Here is a 16,236-nt window from a genome sequence, read left to right as displayed (position 1 = left end):
AACGGTGGACGACCCGGTCTGCCCCGAGAGAGGGAAGTCATGGACCTCTGGAGCTTCATCGCGTGGTTCTTCTGGATCTTCGTGTTCGCCGCCTACCTGATGGTGGTGTTCTCGATCATCGCGGACATCTTCCGCGACCATTCGCTGGCCGGCGGCTGGAAGGCGGTGTGGATCCTGTTCCTGATCTTCGTCCCGTTCCTCACGGCACTGGTCTACCTGATCGCCCGCGGACGCGGCATGCAGCAGCGCTCGGTCGCCCAGGCCGCCGAGATCCGCCAGCAGCAGGCCGACTACATCCGCAGCGCTGCCGGCACGTCGAGCCCGAGCGACGACATCGCCAAAGCCAAGGCGCTCCTCGATGCCGGTACCATCACGCAAGCGGAGTTCGACGCCCTCAAGGCCAAGGCTCTCGCCTGAGCGTGGACGACGAAGGAGCGGGTATGACCACTTTCGAATACGGACCCATCGAGTTCTACGCCGTCTCCTTCGACGGGGACCGGCCGGGACCGGCGATCCTCCGCGCGATCGACGACCTCGTCGCCGCGGGAACGGTCAACGTGCTGGATCTGGTGTACGCACGGCGTTCGCCCGAGGGCGAGCTGGAAGTCCTGGAGCTGTCGGACACGACGGATGACGGCGGCGTCCCCGCCCTCGACCTCGCGGGCCTCGCGGGGATCGACGACATCGAGGAGCTTGCCGCGAACGTCGCCCCGGGCACGTCGGCGGCCATACTCGTGGTGGAGCTGCTGTGGGCCAAGGCCTTCGCCTCCGCCCTGTACGACGCGGGCGGGGCGGTGATCGCCAGGGAGTCCACCCCGGCACCCATCGTCAACGCCTTCCTGACCGCGAACGTCGACGACGAGGAGGACGCATCATGATCCGGAGAATGGGACGCCCCGGGCTCATCGGGCTCGCCGCGCGCACGGCGGTCGTCGCGGGGACGGCCAGCGCCGTCTCGGGCGGGATGGCCCGGCGCCAGCAGGAGAAGGCCTACGACAGCCAGCAGCAGCAGGCGTACGAAGCGCAGCAGCAGCAGATCGCGATGGAGCAGGCAGCGGCCCAGGCCGTCGCTCAGGCGCAGGCCGCGCAGGCTGCCGCACCGGCGCCGGCTGCCGCGCCGCCTGCTCCGGCTCCCGCCGCGGGCGGCGTCGACCTCGTCGGCGAACTGCAGAAGCTCGGCGCCCTGAAGGAGGCCGGCATCCTCACCGACGACGAGTTCGCCGCGGCGAAGGCGAAGCTCCTGGGCTGATCAGGATGTGCGAGGGGTCGGCTCGTCGGGGACCGGCCCCTCGTCGTCTGCGGGAGTGGACCCGGGCGGGGCACCGCGCAGCTCGTCGATCTTCTCGGCGATGATGCGGAACTGCGCGCGGGTGGCCGGTTCCTGGTCTTCGTGCCCCTGGGCGGCACGCTCGAGCACCCACGAGGCCAGGGTCGCGGTGACCACGCCGACCACGGCCACACCGCCGATCATGAGCAGCACGGCGACGAAGCGCCCCCATCCCGTCACCGGGTAGAAGTCGCCGTAGCCGACGGTGGTGATCGTCACGAACGCCCACCAGACGGCGTCGCCGAAGTTCTCGATGTTCGCGCCGGGAGCGCCCCGCTCGGATTCGAGGACCGCGAGCGCGGCGATCCAGATGAGCACCGCGGCGGCGCCGATGCCGTAGATCGCGATGCGGCTGCGCAGCGCCGTGCCGGCGGTGCGCTGGAGGACGTGCAGCAGGGTCAGCGCCCGGAGCAGCCGCAGGGGCCGCAGGGCGGGGACGCTCACCACGAGCAGATCGAAGATGTGATGACGGAACCACACGCCTCGGGGCTTCGCGATGCTCAGCCGCACGAGGTAGTCCACGACGAAGACGAGCCACGTGATGCCCATCACCAGGCGGGCGATGAGGTACGGCGTCCCCTGCAGGTCGGCGATCACCTGCCAGGAGTAGGCCACGATGAACAGCAGCGACGCCACGATGAGAGGCCAGTAGGTGATGTCGTGCCACCGTTCGAGGGTCATCCCGCGCCGGGGCGCGGCATCCGTAGCGGTGGGGGCGTGCGTCACGTCGCCAGGGTATCGACCGCCGGGCGGGCGACCGTGGATTTCACCCTCGGGATCACCCCGCGGACCGTGTCGCGTGCCGGATCCCGGTGCCACACTGACCCCATGACACCCGAACGGACCAGCCCTGTCGCCGATGCCTGGGTCGCTCCTCCGTCGCTCGCGGCGCAGCTCGAAGCGGGTCGCGCGGCGCGCGACGAGATGCCGCGCGAGCGGCTGGCGGACCTCCCCGCCGGCACGCGCGACCCCATGGCGATCCTCGACGCGCAGGATGCCTCGCGCGTGCCCGAGCTGGTCCCGATCCGCACCGAGCGGATGGCCGAGAGCCCGTTCGCGTTCTACCGGGGGACGGCGGCGCTCATGGCCGCCGACCTCGCCCGCTCCCCCGGGACGACACTGTCTGTCGGGTCGTGCGGTGACGCTCACGTGGCGAACTTCGGGCTCTTCGCCTCCCCCCAGCGGACGCTCGTTTTCGACCTGAACGACTTCGACGAGTCGGCGTGGGCGCCGTTCGAGTGGGATCTGAAGCGCCTCGTGGCGAGCATCGTCATCGCCGGGGCATCCACCTCCCGGGACGAGAAGGTGGTGACGGATGCCGCCCTCCGCGCCGTCCGCACGTACGCGCGGTCGCTGCGCAGCGGTGTGCAGCGGAGTCCCCTGAAGCGTTACTACGACCACTTCGATGCCGTGGCCGCCGAGCGCGCGGTGGATGCCGAGACGCAGGCGGCGATACGGGCGGCGGTGAAGGACGCCGACCGGCGGACGTCCGCGCGAGCGGCGCGGAAGCTCACCGTGCGCGCCGAGAGCGGCCGGCTCACGTTCGTCGAGCAGCCGCCGACGATGACGCACGTCGAGCCGGTGGTCGAGAGGAATGCGCTGACGTTCTTCAGCGCGTACCTGGCTTCGGCGAACGTCGACATCCGGGTGCTGCTGCAGAAGTACGCGATCGCCGATGTGATCCGACGGGTCGTCGGAGTGGGGAGCGTGGGCACGCGGTGCTACCTGATCGGCTTGGAGGACGGCGACGGCAACGCCCTCATCCTGCAGGCGAAGGAGGCGGGTCCGAGCGTGCTGATCCAGTACGGCGGCGCGGATCAGCCGTCCGGGGTCTCGCGGTACATCGAGCGGTTCCGCGATGGCGGGCGGGTCGTGGCGATGCAGCGCGTACTGCAGGCAGTGTCGGATCCGTTCCTCGGCCACCTTTCCGGCGTCCCCTCGGACATCGAGGCGGAGCGGTCGTTCTACGTGCGCCAGTTCCACGACAAGAAGGGCGGCTTCGACACCGACACCCTCGAGGACGGTTCCTTCGTCTGGTACGCCCAGGCCTGCGCGGCGACCCTCGCCCGCGCGCACGGGCAGTCGCCGACCGCGGCGATGGTCTCCGGGTACCTCGGTGGCGGGCGGGTGGCGGGCGAGGCGATCCTGGAGTGGTCCCACGCCTATGCCGCGCTCTCCCACGCCGACTGGGAGCTGTTCCGCCGCCACCGCGGCGTGGCCTGACCCGGTCAGCCCTCGCGGCGCGGGTCCTCTTCGAGCGGGGCTGGGCGCGGGCGCCACACGACGAGCTCGGTGGCGCGACGGACCCGCGCGCCGTGACGCAGGGTGACGACCGAACCGGATGCCCCCGCCGCGAAGACGCGGGCACCGGGGCGGGACTGGCGTTCTCGATCGAGCTGCTGCTCGAGGTCGCGGACGCGGCGACGCAGGTCGTGCACCTGCTGTTCGAGCGAGATGAGGCGGGCGATCGCGGGAAGACTCATGCCGTCCGCGGACAGGCGGGCGACCTCGCGAAGCTGCTCGACGTGGCGGAGGGAGTACCGACGCGACCCGCCCTGGGTGCGGGCGGGAACGACGAGACCGAGCCGGTCGTACTGACGGAGGGTCTGCGGGTGCATGCCCGACAGCTCCGCGGCCACGGCGATCGCGAAGATCGGGGCCTCGTCATCGATCTGCTCGTTCACCCCGCCTCCTCTCAGCCGCGCGCCTTGGCCATGAGGTCGGCGCGCGGATTCTCCTTGGGCTCGAGTTCGTGGAACTTCTCCAGTGCTTCGCGCGCGCGGTCGTCGAGGTGCGTGGGCACGGCCACCTGCACCTCGGCGAGGAGATCACCGAGGCCCTTGGCGGTCTGGACGCCACGCCCCTTGACGCGCAGCACGCGACCCGACGGGGTCCCGGGCGCGACGCGGAGCTTGACCGGATCGCCGCCGAGGGTCGGCACCTCGATCGTGGCGCCGAGAGCCGCCTCGGTGAAGGTCACCGGCACGGTCACGCGCAGGTTGAGCCCGTCGCGCGTGAAGACCGGGTGCGGGCGCACCGTGACCGAGACGACCACGTCGCCGCTCTCCCCGCCGTCCGGCGACGGGCGGCCGCGGCCGCGCAGGCGGATCTTCTGACCGTCCGAGACGCCCGCGGGGATCTTCACCTTGAACGGCTTGCCGTCCTCGCCCTGCAGCGAGATGGTCTCCCCTTTGGTCGCGGTGACGAAGTCGATCGTCGTGCGCGCGGTGACGTCGGCACCCCGGGTGGGTCCCCCGTAGCCGCGGAACCCGCCCGTGGACTGTCCGAACCGGCCGGAGCCGAAACCCGATCCACCCTGGTTGAACATCGAGAAGATGTCCTCGAAGTCCTGAGCCTGGTAGCGACCGCCGCCCCGACCCTGACCGAATTGGCTGAAGACGTCCTCGAAGCCGCCGGCACCCTGGCCACCCGCGGTGAAGCGGGCGCCCGAGCCCATGGCGCGCATCTGGTCGTACTCCTCACGCTGCTCGGGGTCGGACAGCACGGCGTACGCCTCGCTGATCTCCTTGAACTTCGCCTCCGCCTTCGCATCGCCCTGATTGGAGTCCGGGTGATACGTGCGCGCGAGCTTCCGGTAGGTCTTCTTCAGATCGGATGCCGTGACATCTTTGGCCACGCCGAGCGTCGCATAGAAGTCCTTCTCGAACCAGTCCTGACTGGCCATGTGTCCTCCGGTCTACTCCGCCGGAACCGCGACGACGACCTTGGCCGGTCGCAGTTCGACGGAACCCAGGCGGTAGCCGATCTCGACCACCTCGAGGATCGTCGCCTCGGTCGCACCCGGGGTCGGCGCCTGGAAGATCGCCTCGTGCTGCTGCGGGTCGAAGACCTCGCCGGCGGCACCGTAGGTCTCGAGTCCCATCCGCTCGGCGACGCCCCGGAGCTTCTCGGCGATCGCGGCGAAGGCGGTGCCCTCGGTCAGATCGCCGTGCTTCGCGGCGCGATCGAGGTCGTCCAGGACCGGCAGCAGTCCCTTGGCGACGGACCCCTTGGCGCGGGCGATCTCGATCTCCCGCTGGTCCTCGGTGCGTCGACGGTAGTTGGCGTACTCGGCCTGCAGGCGCTTGAGGTCGCCCAGCAGCTGCGACTCGAGGTCGGCGAGGACGGCATCCTCCGCGGCGGCGTCGATGTTCTGGTCGGTGCCGAGGATGTCGTCGACGGTGAGGTCGTCACCGTCGACGTCTCCGGGCACGCTCCCGTCGCCCGCGTTGTCGTCGTTCCGGCCCACCTGCGGGTCGGACCCGGAAGCCTGCGCTTCCGGGTCCTCGCCGCCGGGGACCTCGTTGTCGAAGTCCTTGTCCGTCATGATTACTTCTTCTCGTCCTCGTCGTCCACGACCTCGGCGTCCACGACATCCTCATCCGTGGCGGAGGAGGTGCCCTCGGCGGAGTCGCCGGCCGGCGCGTCGGCCGGCTGCTCACCCTGCGCCTGCGAGGCCTGGTAGATGGCCTCGCCGATCTTGCCCTGCGAGGCGTTGAGCTTGTCGAACGCGGTCTTCACGGCCTCGTCATCGTCGCCGGCGAGCGCGGTCTTCAGCGCGTCGACGTCGGCCTGGACCGACTCCTTGACGTCGGCGGGGAGCTTGTCCTCGTTCTCCTTGATGAGCTTGTCGATCGAGTACGACAGGGTCTCGGCCTGGTTGCGGACCTCGGCGGCCTCGCGGCGCTTCTTGTCCTCGGCCGCGTGCTCCTCGGCCTCGCGCACCATGCGCTCGATGTCGTCCTTCGGCAGCGACGAGCCGCCGGTGATCGTCATCGACTGCTCCTTGCCGGTGCCCTTGTCCTTCGCCGAGACGTGGACGATACCGTTCGCGTCGATGTCGAAGGTGACCTCCACCTGCGGGATGCCGCGGGGGGCGGGGGCGATGCCGGTGAGCTCGAAGGTGCCGAGCGGCTTGTTGTCGCGGGTGAACTCGCGCTCGCCCTGGAAGACCTGGATCGCGACCGACGGCTGGTTGTCGTCGGCCGTGGTGAAGGTCTCGCTCCGCTTGGTCGGGATGGCGGTGTTGCGCTCGATGAGCTTGGTCATGATGCCGCCCTTGGTCTCGATGCCGAGGCTCAGCGGGGTGACGTCGATGAGCAGCACGTCCTTGCGCTCACCCTTGAGGACACCGGCCTGGAGGGCGGCACCGACGGCGACGACCTCATCCGGGTTCACGCCCTTGTTGGGCTCCTTGCCGGCTTCCTTCTTCACCAGCTCGGCGACGGCGGGCATGCGGGTCGATCCACCCACGAGCACGACGTGGTCGATGTCGCCGACCTTGATGCCGGCCTCGCGGATGACGTCCTCGAACGGCTTCTTGGTGCGGTCGAGGAGGTCCTTGGTGAGGTCCTCGAACTTCGCCCGGGTGATCGTCTCGGACAGCGAGACGGGGCCCGAGTCGGTGAGCGACAGGTAGGGGAGGTTGACCGAGGTCGAGGTGGAGCTGGAGAGCTCCTTCTTCGCCTGCTCGGCCGCTTCCTTCAGACGCTGCAGCGCGATCTTGTCACCCGAGACGTCGACACCGGTGGTGTCCTTGAACTGCTTGATGAAGTAGTCGACCAGACGCTGGTCCCAGTCGTCACCACCGAGGCGGTTGTCACCGGAGGTCGAGCGTACCTGGATGGTGGAGAAGTCGTCATCCTTGCCCACTTCGAGCAGCGAGACGTCGAACGTTCCGCCACCGAGGTCGAAGACGAGGATGAGCTCGTCCTCCTTGCCGCGGTCGAGACCGTAGGCGAGGGCGGCCGCGGTGGGCTCGTTGATGATGCGCAGGACGTTGAGGCCCGCGATCTCGCCGGCCTCCTTCGTGGCCTGACGCTCGGCGTCGTTGAAGTACGCGGGAACGGTGATGACGGCATCCGTCACCGTGTCGCCGAGGTACTGCTCGGCGTCGCGCTTCAGCTTCTGGAGGATGCGCGCGGAGATCTCCTGCGGCGTCCACTTCTTGCCGTCGACGTCGAAGCCCCAGTCGGTGCCCATGTGGCGCTTCACCGAAGAGACGGTGCGGTCGACGTTGGTGACGGCCTGGCGCTTGGCGGTCTCGCCGACGAGCACCTCGCCGTCCTTGGTGAAGGCGACCACCGAGGGGGTGGTGCGGAAGCCTTCGGCGTTGGCGATGACCTTCGGCTCGCCACCCTCGAGAACGCTCACGACGGAGTTCGTCGTTCCGAGGTCGATGCCCACAGCACGTGCCATGTGTTTCTCTCCTTCTGTGTGGACCCACGGGTCCGGGTTGATGGAAGTCTGCTCGCGTTCCCAGACCTCTTCCGAGGAACCTGAGTCGCGATGGCTCAACGTTACTCCCGCCCGTTCCGCATGTCAAATGAACTTGATACGAGCTGGCTCAACTTCTGCGGCGCGGGCTCGCATGCAGGATCACGGAGATGTGCAAGATCACGGATGCCGCGCCAGGGGTTCGTCCGTCATCGTGCGCATCTCCGTCCCCGTGCACGCTCGGCCAGGGCGGCGGCCCGGCGCGGCGCCACCGCGCGTTCACCCGCGCGGCCTACCGTGACGGACATGAGCGCCACGGGAGACCTCGACCGCACCACGCCCGATTCCTCGCGCCCCGAACGCACCCGCCGCCGCGCCGTCGTCGCCTGGGGGCTGTGGGACTGGGGCTCCGCGGCGTTCAACGCCGTGGTGACGACCTTCGTCTTCGCCGTCTACCTGACCAGCTCCAGCTTCGGCCCCGAAGGCACCGTGGAGGCGCAGCTCGGCTGGGCCCTCGCGGCCGCCGGCCTGCTGATCGCCCTCCTCGCCCCCATCACCGGGCAGCGCTCGGACACCTCCGGCCGGCGGAAGCTCTGGCTCGCGGTGAACACCTACCTGGTGGTCGCCCTCACCGCCGCGATGTTCTTCGTGCAACCCGATCCGTCCTACCTCTGGCTCGGGCTGTTCCTCCTCGCCGCGGGCAACGTGTTCTTCGAGTTCGCCGGCGTCAACTACAACGCGATGCTCTCCCAGGTCTCCACGCCCCGCTCGATCGGGCGGGTCAGCGGCTTCGGCTGGGGCATGGGGTACATCGGCGGCATCGTGCTGCTGCTGATCGTCTACTTCGGCTTCATCCAGGGCCTCTTCGGCGTCCCGGACGAGGACGGCCTCCCCGTGCGCATCGCGATGATCGTGTCCGCGGTGTGGTTCGGACTGTTCGCCCTCCCGGTCCTCTTCGCCGTGCCCGAGTACCGCGGGGCCGGCGCGCGCCGCGAGAAGGTGGGCTTCTTCGCCTCCTACGCGCGGCTCGGCCGCGACGTCGCACGCCTGTGGCGCGAATCGCGACCGACGGTGTGGTTCCTCCTCGCCAGCGCCGTGTTCCGCGACGGGCTCGCGGGCGTCTTCACCTTCGGCGGTGTGCTCGCTGCATCCGTCTTCGGCTTCTCGCCGGGCGAGGTGATCCTCTTCGCCATCGCGGCGAACGTCGTCGCGGGCATCTCGACGATCGCCGTGGGCGCGCTCGATGACCGCCTCGGCGCGAAACCCGTGATCGTCGCGGCCCTCACGGGCCTGGTGATCTCCGGCCTCCTGGTGTTCTTCCTCCGCGACGGGGGGCAGATCGTCTTCTGGACCGCGGGCCTCGCGCTCACCCTGTTCGTCGGACCCGCCCAGTCGGCCTCACGCACCTTCCTCGCCCGCATCATCCCGCCGGGACGCGAGGGCGAGGTCTTCGGTCTCTACGCGACGACGGGGCGCGCAGTGTCGTTCCTCGCTCCGACGATGTTCGCGCTCTTCGTCACCATCGGCGGCGCGGCGGCCTTCGGCATCCTGGGCATCGTGCTGGTGCTGCTGCTCGGACTCGTGATGCTCCTGCCCGTGCGCGCGGCGCAGGAGCGTCTGAAGGGCTGAGCGCTACTTCGGGTCCCGCGACCGGCGCAACCACGAAGGGAAGCGCAGACCGCTCTCGTTCGGCGATTCCACCTCGAGCCCGTAGTGCTCGCCGATCTGGTCGACGAACTCCCGCCGACGGGCCCTCTCGTAGAGCTTCCGCTCGCGCTGGAAGGCGATGATCGTCGACCAGCACATCAGCAGCATGACGACGCTGAAGGGCAGGGCGATGAGGATCGCCGCGGTCTGGAGAGCGTTGAGTCCTCCGGCGATGAGGAGAGCGACCGCGAGGAGGGCGGTGGCGAAGGTGAAGAGCGTGCGGACCGGTCGCGACGGTTCGGGATTCCCGCCGGTGGCCAGCATCCCCATCACGAGGGCTCCGGAGTCCGCGGAGGTGACGAAGAAGATCGCGACCAGGACGATCGCGCCGATCGTGAGCGCCAGCGTGCCGGGCAGGTAGGTGAACAGCTCGAACAGGCTGCCCTCGACATCCACCTCACCGCCGGGTGTGAGCGCCCCGGGCTGATCCATCTCGATCTTGATCGCCGATCCGCCGAGAACGGCGAACCAGAGGATGCCGACCAAGGTGGGGACGATCAGGACGCCCATGACGAACTGGCGCACGGTGCGTCCGCGGCTCACGCGGGCGATGAAGACACCGACGAAGGGGGCCCACGAAATCCACCAGCCCCAGTAGAACGCCGTCCAGGCGGCCTGCCACTCCTGCCCCGCCTCACCCTGGAACGCGCTCACCGAGAAGCTGAGGCCGATGAAGTTCTGCAGGTACGCGCCGATCGACTGCACCCACTCGCGCAGAAGGTAGGTGGTGTCGCCCGCGATCAGAATGAAGATGAGGAGGATGCCGGCGAGGATGAGGTTCACCGTCGAGAGCCATTTCATCCCGCGCGTGAGCCCGGAGAGCACGGAGCCGAGCACGGCCACGGTGACGACGGTGATGATCGCGATGTGGACGACGAGGCTCGGTTCGTCGATGATGCCCGCGGCGCTGAGGCCCGCGCCGATCTGCAGGACCCCGAGGCCGAGGGAGGTCGCGACGCCGAAGAGGGTGCCGACGAGGGCCACCGTGTCGATCGTGTTGCCCCAGCCGCCTTTGACCCGACGACCGATGAGCGGCTCCAGGGCGTAGCGGATCGACAGCGGACGACCGCGGCGGTGGATCGCGTAGGCCAGGGCGAGGCCGACCACGACGTAGATCGCCCACGCGTGCACACCCCAGTGGAGATACGTCTGGGTGAGCGCCGACTGCGCGAGCTGCGCGGGGGTGCCCTCGACGCCCGGCTTCGGATCCACGTAGTGACTGAGTGGCTCGCTGACGCCGTAGAAGACCAGGCCGATGCCCATTCCGGCGGCGAAGAGGAGCGAGACCCAGCTGAGGAAGGAGAACTCCGGCTCCTCGTCATCGCGTCCGAGCTTGATATCGCCGTACCGGCTGAAGCCGATGAACACCGCGAACACGACGAAGAACGCGGCGATGAGGACGTAGTACCAGCTGAAGGTGTTGACGACGACCGTCTGGATCGCGCCGAACGCCGCCTCCGCGGCCGCCGGGAAGATGATCGCGAAGGCGCTGAAGATCGCGACGATGATCGCAGCCGGCCAGATCACCCACGGGGTGGCGCGGGTGCGGGGGCCCGCGGTCGCGGTCTCGGCAGAGGCATCCGAGTCGACGACCTCGGCGTCATGACCGGCATCCGTCGGCTCGTCGGCGGGCGGGTCGGCGGGCGCCGGTTCGTCGGAGGGCCGGTCGGACGTCGGATCCTGCGTCTGGCTGCTCACCGCACCAGCGTAGCCGGGGCCCGTCTACGCGCGATTGCGGCCGGTGATGGAGCGCAGCAGCCACGCGATGATGCCGACGACGACGATCACGATGCCTAGCCACAGCAGGAACTTCACCGCCTCGACGAACAGCCCCAGGAGGAGGAGCACGATACCGACGACGATGATGAGGATGAAGAGGGCGGGCATGACCTCATCCTTCGCGTCGCCGCGGATGTCGGCAATGCCTTGACTAGTCAGCGCGGGTTGAGTATCCGCGCGTGGCGTCGCTCTCAGGCGCCGCGGGATCCGGCATCCGTCTCGCCGACGTCGGTGCGGTGGAAGTTCTGCGCCGAACGGGAAGCGGTCGGGCCGCGCTGGCCCTGATAGCGGTTGCCGTAGGGGCCGGAGCCGTACGGGTTCTCGGCGGGGGAGGAGAGCCGGAAGAAGCAGAGCTGGCCGATCTTCATCCCCGGCCACAGGGTGATCGGAAGTGTCGCGACGTTGGAGAGCTCGAGGGTGACGTGCCCGGAGAAGCCCGGGTCGATGAACCCCGCGGTCGAGTGCGTGAGGAGCCCGAGACGGCCGAGCGACGACTTGCCCTCCAGTCGCGCCGCGACGTCGTCGGGGAGGCTCACCTGCTCGAAGGTGGATCCGAGCGCGAACTCGCCCGGATGCAGGACGAAGGGCTCGGTCGGGTCGACCTCGATGAGGCGGGTCAGGTCGGGCTGATCCTGCGCCGGGTCGATGAAGGGGTACTTGTGGTTGTCGAACAGTCGGAAGTAGCGGTCGAGCCGCACGTCGACGCTCGAGGGCTGAACCATCTGCGCATCCCACGGGGACAGGCCGATGCGCCCGGACTCGACTTCGAGGCGGATGTCGCGATCACTCAGCAGCACGGGGCCAGCCTACGCCGAGCCAGTCGGCGAGCTCGCGGATCTCGGCATCCACCATCGCGCGTTCCTCGCCGTCGAACGGGAGCAGCTCGTGGACGGCGGTCACGACGAGGTTCTCCTTCTTCTTGTCGAGCCGCGCGTCGAGGAGCCCGACGAAGCGATCGCCGATGAGGATCGGGTGCGCGAACGCCCCGTACAGCCGCTCGGACTTCGGCTTGAACTGCTCGGAGATGTAGGCGAAGTCGAACAGCTCCGCCAGGCGCGGGCGGTCGAAGAGCATCCGGTCGTAGGGGTTCAGAATCGCCGCGCGACCCCCGGGGTCGTCGTCGAGGGCGGCGAGCGCGGCGGGATCGACCCGCCACCTCCACGTGCTGCCCTCCACCTCGGCGGGTTCGCCGACGTCGCCCACCCGGGCCCACGGCGACGTCCGTCGCACGATGCCGTAGGCCTGCAGCCGCCGCTCGGCGAGGATGCGTTCGGCCTCCTCCGGCGCGATCTCGGGGAGGTCGTGCGGCCATACCCGGTCCGGGATGTCCCACACGCGCTGTCGCCCCCGGCGCCCGGCGACGGCGACCTCTCCGCAGACGGCCATGAGCTCCAGCATCCGCGGCACCTGATTCGAGCCGTACCACCCGCTCTCGCTGTTCGCCTGGACGACGCTCGTGTCGGGGATGTCGGCGGCGGTGAGCGGACCGTCTGCCCGCAGCCGGGCGAGGATGTCGCGCCGGAACGCCGCGTTCGCCTCCACGTATCGGGCGGCCGTGGCGCGGAGCGTGCGGTGGCGCATGAGGCTCACCATCGCCGGGAGGAGGCTCGCGGCGTGGAAGGAGCCGTCGAACTCGAAGACCGTGCGATCGGTCTCGACCGCCTTCCGCAGGTGCCCCGGTTCGTACGCCCAGCCGATGCGAGTCCACGGGATGAGCTGCTCGGCCGGGGCGATCAGCGCGGTGGGGTCGATCTTGATGGACCCCAGTTGCTCGATCACCTCGACGAGGTCGCCCGGCCGCTCGGCATCCAGCAGCTGCGCGCGCACGGCGAGCCGGCGCGCGTCGTCCCTGCTCAAGCGGTGCATGCGGGTGAGGCTACTCCGGGGCGAGGACGTCGGCGAGACGACGGACAGAGAGAATGACGAATGTCGGAGGGTCCTCCTAGAGTTCGAGCATGAACAGATCTTCGGCACACGCGGAGTATCTGTCCTCGCGCGCCGATCCTGACCTCATCGACGAGGCGGATGTTCTGGATGCCGTGTACGCCGATCGGATGGGTGCCGCCGACCGTGACGCATGGGAGCGGTTCGACCACGCGCAGCAGGTGGAGGTCACCTGCGACTCCGCGTTGGATCAGCTCGACGATCTGTCGACGGTGTCGCGCCGGGCGACGGCGACGCAGTGGCGCGTGATCGACGACATCCTGCGGCTCGCGCGTCAGGACCCGGAACCGTGGGTGGGTGCGGACCCCACCGCCGATCCGGCGTGGTCCGATCCGCGCGGCCGGTCGATCGCGAGCGTGAGGCGCCTGCGGTCCGAGTTCGCCGTCAGGGCCGCCGTGGCCGACATCGGTGCGCGGTTGCGTATCGCGGAGGTCACGGTGCACGCGATCGCGGGGCGCACGGCGACCCTGCGCGAGCGCTGCCCGCGCGTCTGGGCCGACTTCCTCGATGGGCGCGTGTCGACGGAGAACGCCGCGACCGCAGCGGATCTCGCCGGAGCGCTCCCCGATGACGCGACCGCCTGGGCGCTCTTCGACAATGCCGTCGCCGACGCGGCACAGCGGTGCACGCCGAGCGGATTCCGTCGCCGCGCCCGCGCCGCGCGGGAACGCGTGCATCCCGAGCCGATCGACGAACGGCACGCCCGTGCACGCCAAGACCGCACCGTGTGCTCGACCCCTGAGTTCGACGGGCTCGCGACGATCTCCCTGACGACGGATGCCGTCGACGCGGCGTCCGCGCTCGGGCGCATCGACGCCGTCGTCGACCACCTGCTGGCTCAGGACGGCGAGACGCGGACGCGGGCGCAGCTGCGCGCGGACGTCGCGATCGATCTGCTGCGAAACGGGTCCTCACCGCTCGCGGTCGATGCACCGTCCGCCACCGCGATCTCGATCACCATCCCGATGATGACCCTGCTCGGCCAAGGCGATGCGCCCGCGACGCTCGACGGCTACGGCCCGATCCCGCTCGAGACCGCCCGACGTTATGCCGCGGGGGCGAAGAGCCTGGTGCGGATCCTCACCGACCCCGTGACCGGGACGGTGCTCGACATCGACCGGCGCACGCGGCGGATCCCCGCCGACCTCCGCCGCTGGCTCTGGGCACGCGATCCCGAATGCGCGTTCCCCGGCTGCGCACGCTCGTCTCGGGAATGCGACATCGACCACCGCCTCGATTGGCAGTACGGCGGGAAGACGTCCGCCGACAACAACGAGCCGCTCTGCACCTCGCATCACCCGGTGAAGCACGAGTCGCTGTGGCGGCTGTCGCGGGATCCGGCCACGGGGGTGCGGGAGTGGACGAGTCCCTCCGGGATGACCGTCGGACTCGATCCACCCCCGTTCTGACGCCCTGTTATAGTTGCCACGCGCTGTGTCGGTTCGCCGACGCGGCTCTGCGGGGATGTAGTTCAATGGCAGAACATCAGCTTCCCAAGCTGAGAGCGCGGGTTCGATTCCCGTCATCCCCTCCACGGCTCACGATGGCACCACTGGTGCCGGCGTGAGCCGTTCGCGGTGATGCCGTCGGAACCGACCCGCTTCGGGGGGTCCCGCTCCGCCGGAGGCTCCGCGGGCCGCGCAGCGGCACGTGGAGGGGCGGAGTGGCCGATTCCCGTCATCCCGTCCAGAGAAGTTCGCTTCAGCTCTTCCCCCGCCCGAACACGCGGCGGCGCGCCGATTGGGCGACCTTCGCCAGCATCCGATCCGGTGAGATACCGCGCGTCTGCGTGAACGGCGGGTTCAGCGCCTCCCCCATCGAGATGCCGAGCCGCGTGCGCACGGTCGAGCGCGCGTGGGTGAACGTGTCGAAGCCGGCGCGCCCGTGGTACGCGCCCGAGCCGCTCTGCCCGACGCCCCCGAACGGCAACCCCGGCACGGCGACGTGCAGGGCGATGTCGTCGACGGTCATTCCGCCGAACCGCGTGCGGGCGGTGAACTCGGCGAAGTCCTCCCCACGCGGCCCGAACCAGTAGGCCGCGAGCGGCGATGGGCGCCCCGCGACATCCTCGACGACCTCCCGCATCGAGCGGTAGGTGCGCATCATCAGCACCGGACCGAAGATCTCCTCGGAGTCGATGTCCATGTCCGCGGTCACCCCCGTCACGACGACCGGGGGGATGCGGCGCGATGCGGCATCCGGCACCGCGCCGGGCACCGCCTCGTGCACCTCCGCACCCTTCGCGCGGGCATCCTCCACCAATGCGCATACGCGTGCGAAGTTCGCGTCGTTCACAATCGAGACGGGTCCGTCCTCGGACTCCCAGATCTCCCGCGCCCGCCACAGCGCCCGCGTCAGGAACTGCTCCTGCACAGGCTCCGGCACGTACACGACCTCCGGGCACAGGCAGACCTGCCCGCCGTTCATGAGGCGGCCGGCCATCGTCTTCTCGGCCGCGACGGCCACGTCCGCGCCCTCGGCGACGACGACCGGGTTCTTGCCGCCGAGCTCGAGCGTCACAGGCACGAGGTTCTTTCCCGCCGCCTGCGCCACGAGGGCGCCGACCTTCGGCGACCCGGTGAAGAACAGGTGGTCGAAGGCGAGCGCGCTGAAAGTCGCTCCGGCCTCGGATCCACCGGTGACCACGATCATCTCGTCGGGCCCGAAGAACTCAGCCACCTTGGCGGCGAAGAGCGCCCCGGTGCGGGGCGTGATCTCGGAGAACTTCACCATGACGCGGTTGCCGCCGGCGAGGGCCGCCGCCGCCGGCTGGGCCACGAGTCCCAGCGGGAAGTTCCACGGACCGATGACACCGACCACGCCCAGCGGGACGCGCTCGACCTTCGCGGCGAGTCCGAAGGGACGGAGGGCGGCGAGTGGTCGCTTCGGCCGCGACCACGCGCCGAGTCGGCGCCGGATGATCTCGATGTCCAGCAGGATGCCGGTGATGTCGGTGAGCGTGCTGACGGACGCCGGACGATGCCCGAAGTCGGCATCCATCGCCTCGCCGAACTCCTGCGCGTTCTCCGTCAGGAGCAGGATCAGGCGGTCGAGCCGGTCCCGCCGGACCGCGAGGGACGGCGGACCCTCGGCGAGGAACGCACGGCGCTGCCGCTCGAACGCGGCGCCGATCTCGTCCGGCGACCACTCGCGGGCCTGGACGCCCGCGTCCGGTCGAGCCTGGGTCTGGGGGACGTCGCTCATGGTGCTCCTCCACGTCGATCCGCCCGCGCCGGGGGACGCGGGCTCCCTCGATTCTCCCC

General features: G+C 69.7%; 16 protein-coding genes and 1 tRNA gene. 7 read left to right on the top strand and 10 right to left on the bottom strand.

The window, feature by feature from the left end; genetic code table 11:
• Positions 1–39: 39 nt before the first annotated feature.
• The 3 genes from KZC50_RS05065 to KZC50_RS05055 are packed head-to-tail and all read left to right on the top strand — an operon-like array spanning position 40 to position 1,249.
• Positions 40–417 carry an SHOCT domain-containing protein gene (locus tag KZC50_RS05065; protein WP_310890838.1) on the top strand — a complete coding sequence of 126 codons (378 nt, stop codon included), beginning with the start codon at positions 40–42 and terminating at the stop codon, positions 415–417.
• A gap of 23 nt (positions 418–440) precedes the next feature.
• Positions 441–878, top strand: coding sequence for a DUF6325 family protein (locus KZC50_RS05060; RefSeq protein ID WP_310890837.1), 438 nt, complete (start codon positions 441–443; stop codon positions 876–878).
• Positions 875–1,249, top strand: coding sequence for an SHOCT domain-containing protein (locus KZC50_RS05055; protein ID WP_310890836.1), 375 nt, complete (start codon positions 875–877; stop codon positions 1,247–1,249). The genes KZC50_RS05060 and KZC50_RS05055 overlap by 4 nt, the downstream gene beginning before the upstream one ends.
• Here KZC50_RS05055 and KZC50_RS05050 read toward each other — a convergent pair whose 3' ends face one another.
• On the bottom strand, positions 1,250–2,053 hold the full coding sequence (locus KZC50_RS05050) for a potassium channel family protein (RefSeq protein WP_310890835.1): 804 nt from the start codon (positions 2,051–2,053) through the stop codon (positions 1,250–1,252).
• A 102-nt stretch (positions 2,054–2,155) separates the two neighbouring features.
• On the opposite strand from KZC50_RS05050, the gene KZC50_RS05045 reads away from it, so the two are divergent.
• The gene (locus KZC50_RS05045; RefSeq protein WP_310890834.1) at positions 2,156–3,550 is read left to right on the top strand and encodes a DUF2252 domain-containing protein; all 1,395 of its coding nucleotides are present in this window, start codon (positions 2,156–2,158) and stop codon (positions 3,548–3,550) included.
• Between the two features lie 5 nt (positions 3,551–3,555).
• On the opposite strand, the gene KZC50_RS05040 is transcribed toward KZC50_RS05045, so the two are convergent.
• Genes KZC50_RS05040 through dnaK form a run of 4 tightly spaced genes read right to left on the bottom strand, consistent with a single transcriptional unit; the run spans position 3,556 to position 7,525 of the window.
• A complete protein-coding gene (locus KZC50_RS05040) occupies positions 3,556–4,011 on the bottom strand; it encodes a heat shock protein transcriptional repressor HspR (protein WP_310890833.1) in 456 nt (151 codons plus the stop codon).
• A gap of 11 nt (positions 4,012–4,022) precedes the next feature.
• Positions 4,023–5,012 (bottom strand): DnaJ C-terminal domain-containing protein, encoded by a 990-nt coding sequence (locus KZC50_RS05035; RefSeq protein WP_236967075.1) that lies wholly within the window; start codon positions 5,010–5,012, stop codon positions 4,023–4,025.
• 12 nt (positions 5,013–5,024) lie between these two features.
• Entirely contained in the window at positions 5,025–5,654 is a 630-nt protein-coding gene (locus KZC50_RS05030; RefSeq protein WP_301134052.1) for a nucleotide exchange factor GrpE, read from the bottom strand.
• A gap of 2 nt (positions 5,655–5,656) precedes the next feature.
• Positions 5,657–7,525 (bottom strand): molecular chaperone DnaK, encoded by a 1,869-nt coding sequence (gene dnaK / locus KZC50_RS05025; RefSeq protein ID WP_301134054.1) that lies wholly within the window; start codon positions 7,523–7,525, stop codon positions 5,657–5,659.
• Between the two features lie 324 nt (positions 7,526–7,849).
• On the opposite strand from dnaK, the gene KZC50_RS05020 reads away from it, so the two are divergent.
• The gene (locus KZC50_RS05020) at positions 7,850–9,172 is read left to right on the top strand and encodes an MFS transporter (RefSeq protein WP_310890832.1); all 1,323 of its coding nucleotides are present in this window, start codon (positions 7,850–7,852) and stop codon (positions 9,170–9,172) included.
• Positions 9,173–9,175: 3 nt separating this feature from the next.
• Here KZC50_RS05020 and KZC50_RS05015 read toward each other — a convergent pair whose 3' ends face one another.
• The 4 genes from KZC50_RS05015 to KZC50_RS05000 all read right to left on the bottom strand — a co-directional run bounded on the left by KZC50_RS05015 (position 9,176) and on the right by KZC50_RS05000 (position 12,895).
• Complete coding sequence (locus tag KZC50_RS05015) at positions 9,176–10,777, bottom strand: BCCT family transporter (protein WP_310891533.1); 1,602 nt, start codon at positions 10,775–10,777, stop codon at positions 9,176–9,178.
• A gap of 195 nt (positions 10,778–10,972) precedes the next feature.
• Entirely contained in the window at positions 10,973–11,137 is a 165-nt protein-coding gene (locus KZC50_RS05010) for a hypothetical protein (RefSeq protein ID WP_301134057.1), read from the bottom strand.
• An 83-nt stretch (positions 11,138–11,220) separates the two neighbouring features.
• On the bottom strand, positions 11,221–11,826 hold the full coding sequence (gene dcd / locus KZC50_RS05005; protein ID WP_053547145.1) for a dCTP deaminase: 606 nt from the start codon (positions 11,824–11,826) through the stop codon (positions 11,221–11,223).
• Entirely contained in the window at positions 11,813–12,895 is a 1,083-nt protein-coding gene (locus tag KZC50_RS05000; protein ID WP_310890831.1) for a DNA glycosylase AlkZ-like family protein, read from the bottom strand. Before KZC50_RS05000 ends, dcd begins: the two co-directional genes overlap by 14 nt.
• An 89-nt stretch (positions 12,896–12,984) precedes the next feature.
• On the opposite strand from KZC50_RS05000, the gene KZC50_RS04995 reads away from it, so the two are divergent.
• Together KZC50_RS04995 and KZC50_RS04990 are read left to right on the top strand one after the other, a co-directional pair.
• Positions 12,985–14,382 carry an HNH endonuclease signature motif containing protein gene (locus KZC50_RS04995; protein ID WP_310890830.1) on the top strand — a complete coding sequence of 466 codons (1,398 nt, stop codon included), beginning with the start codon at positions 12,985–12,987 and terminating at the stop codon, positions 14,380–14,382.
• Between the two features lie 51 nt (positions 14,383–14,433).
• A tRNA-Gly gene (locus tag KZC50_RS04990) sits at positions 14,434–14,507 on the top strand.
• Between the two features lie 167 nt (positions 14,508–14,674).
• Here the strand turns inward: KZC50_RS04990 and KZC50_RS04985 are convergent.
• Positions 14,675–16,177 (bottom strand): aldehyde dehydrogenase family protein, encoded by a 1,503-nt coding sequence (locus tag KZC50_RS04985; protein WP_310890829.1) that lies wholly within the window; start codon positions 16,175–16,177, stop codon positions 14,675–14,677.
• Positions 16,178–16,236 lie beyond the last annotated feature (59 nt).

Origin of the sequence: Microbacterium aurantiacum (genome assembly GCF_031625015.1) — a bacterium.
Classification (GTDB): domain Bacteria; phylum Actinomycetota; class Actinomycetes; order Actinomycetales; family Microbacteriaceae; genus Microbacterium; species Microbacterium aurantiacum.
The sequence above is the reverse complement of the archived record's forward strand: the minus strand, read 5'-3'. Positions and strand labels throughout refer to the sequence as shown.

Coding starts and splice junctions, on each gene's coding strand:
- KZC50_RS05065 (WP_310890838.1), top strand. CDS start 40: ATGGACCTCTGGAGCTTCATCGCGTGGTTCTTCTGGATCTTCGTGTTC.
- KZC50_RS05060 (WP_310890837.1), top strand. CDS start 441: ATGACCACTTTCGAATACGGACCCATCGAGTTCTACGCCGTCTCCTTC.
- KZC50_RS05055 (WP_310890836.1), top strand. CDS start 875: ATGATCCGGAGAATGGGACGCCCCGGGCTCATCGGGCTCGCCGCGCGC.
- KZC50_RS05045 (WP_310890834.1), top strand. CDS start 2,156: ATGACACCCGAACGGACCAGCCCTGTCGCCGATGCCTGGGTCGCTCCT.
- KZC50_RS05035 (WP_236967075.1), bottom strand. CDS start 5,012: ATGGCCAGTCAGGACTGGTTCGAGAAGGACTTCTATGCGACGCTCGGC.
- KZC50_RS05030 (WP_301134052.1), bottom strand. CDS start 5,654: ATGACGGACAAGGACTTCGACAACGAGGTCCCCGGCGGCGAGGACCCG.
- dnaK (WP_301134054.1), bottom strand. CDS start 7,525: ATGGCACGTGCTGTGGGCATCGACCTCGGAACGACGAACTCCGTCGTG.
- KZC50_RS05020 (WP_310890832.1), top strand. CDS start 7,850: ATGAGCGCCACGGGAGACCTCGACCGCACCACGCCCGATTCCTCGCGC.
- KZC50_RS05010 (WP_301134057.1), bottom strand. CDS start 11,137: ATGCCCGCCCTCTTCATCCTCATCATCGTCGTCGGTATCGTGCTCCTC.
- KZC50_RS05000 (WP_310890831.1), bottom strand. CDS start 12,895: ATGCACCGCTTGAGCAGGGACGACGCGCGCCGGCTCGCCGTGCGCGCG.
- KZC50_RS04995 (WP_310890830.1), top strand. CDS start 12,985: ATGAACAGATCTTCGGCACACGCGGAGTATCTGTCCTCGCGCGCCGAT.
- KZC50_RS04985 (WP_310890829.1), bottom strand. CDS start 16,177: ATGAGCGACGTCCCCCAGACCCAGGCTCGACCGGACGCGGGCGTCCAG.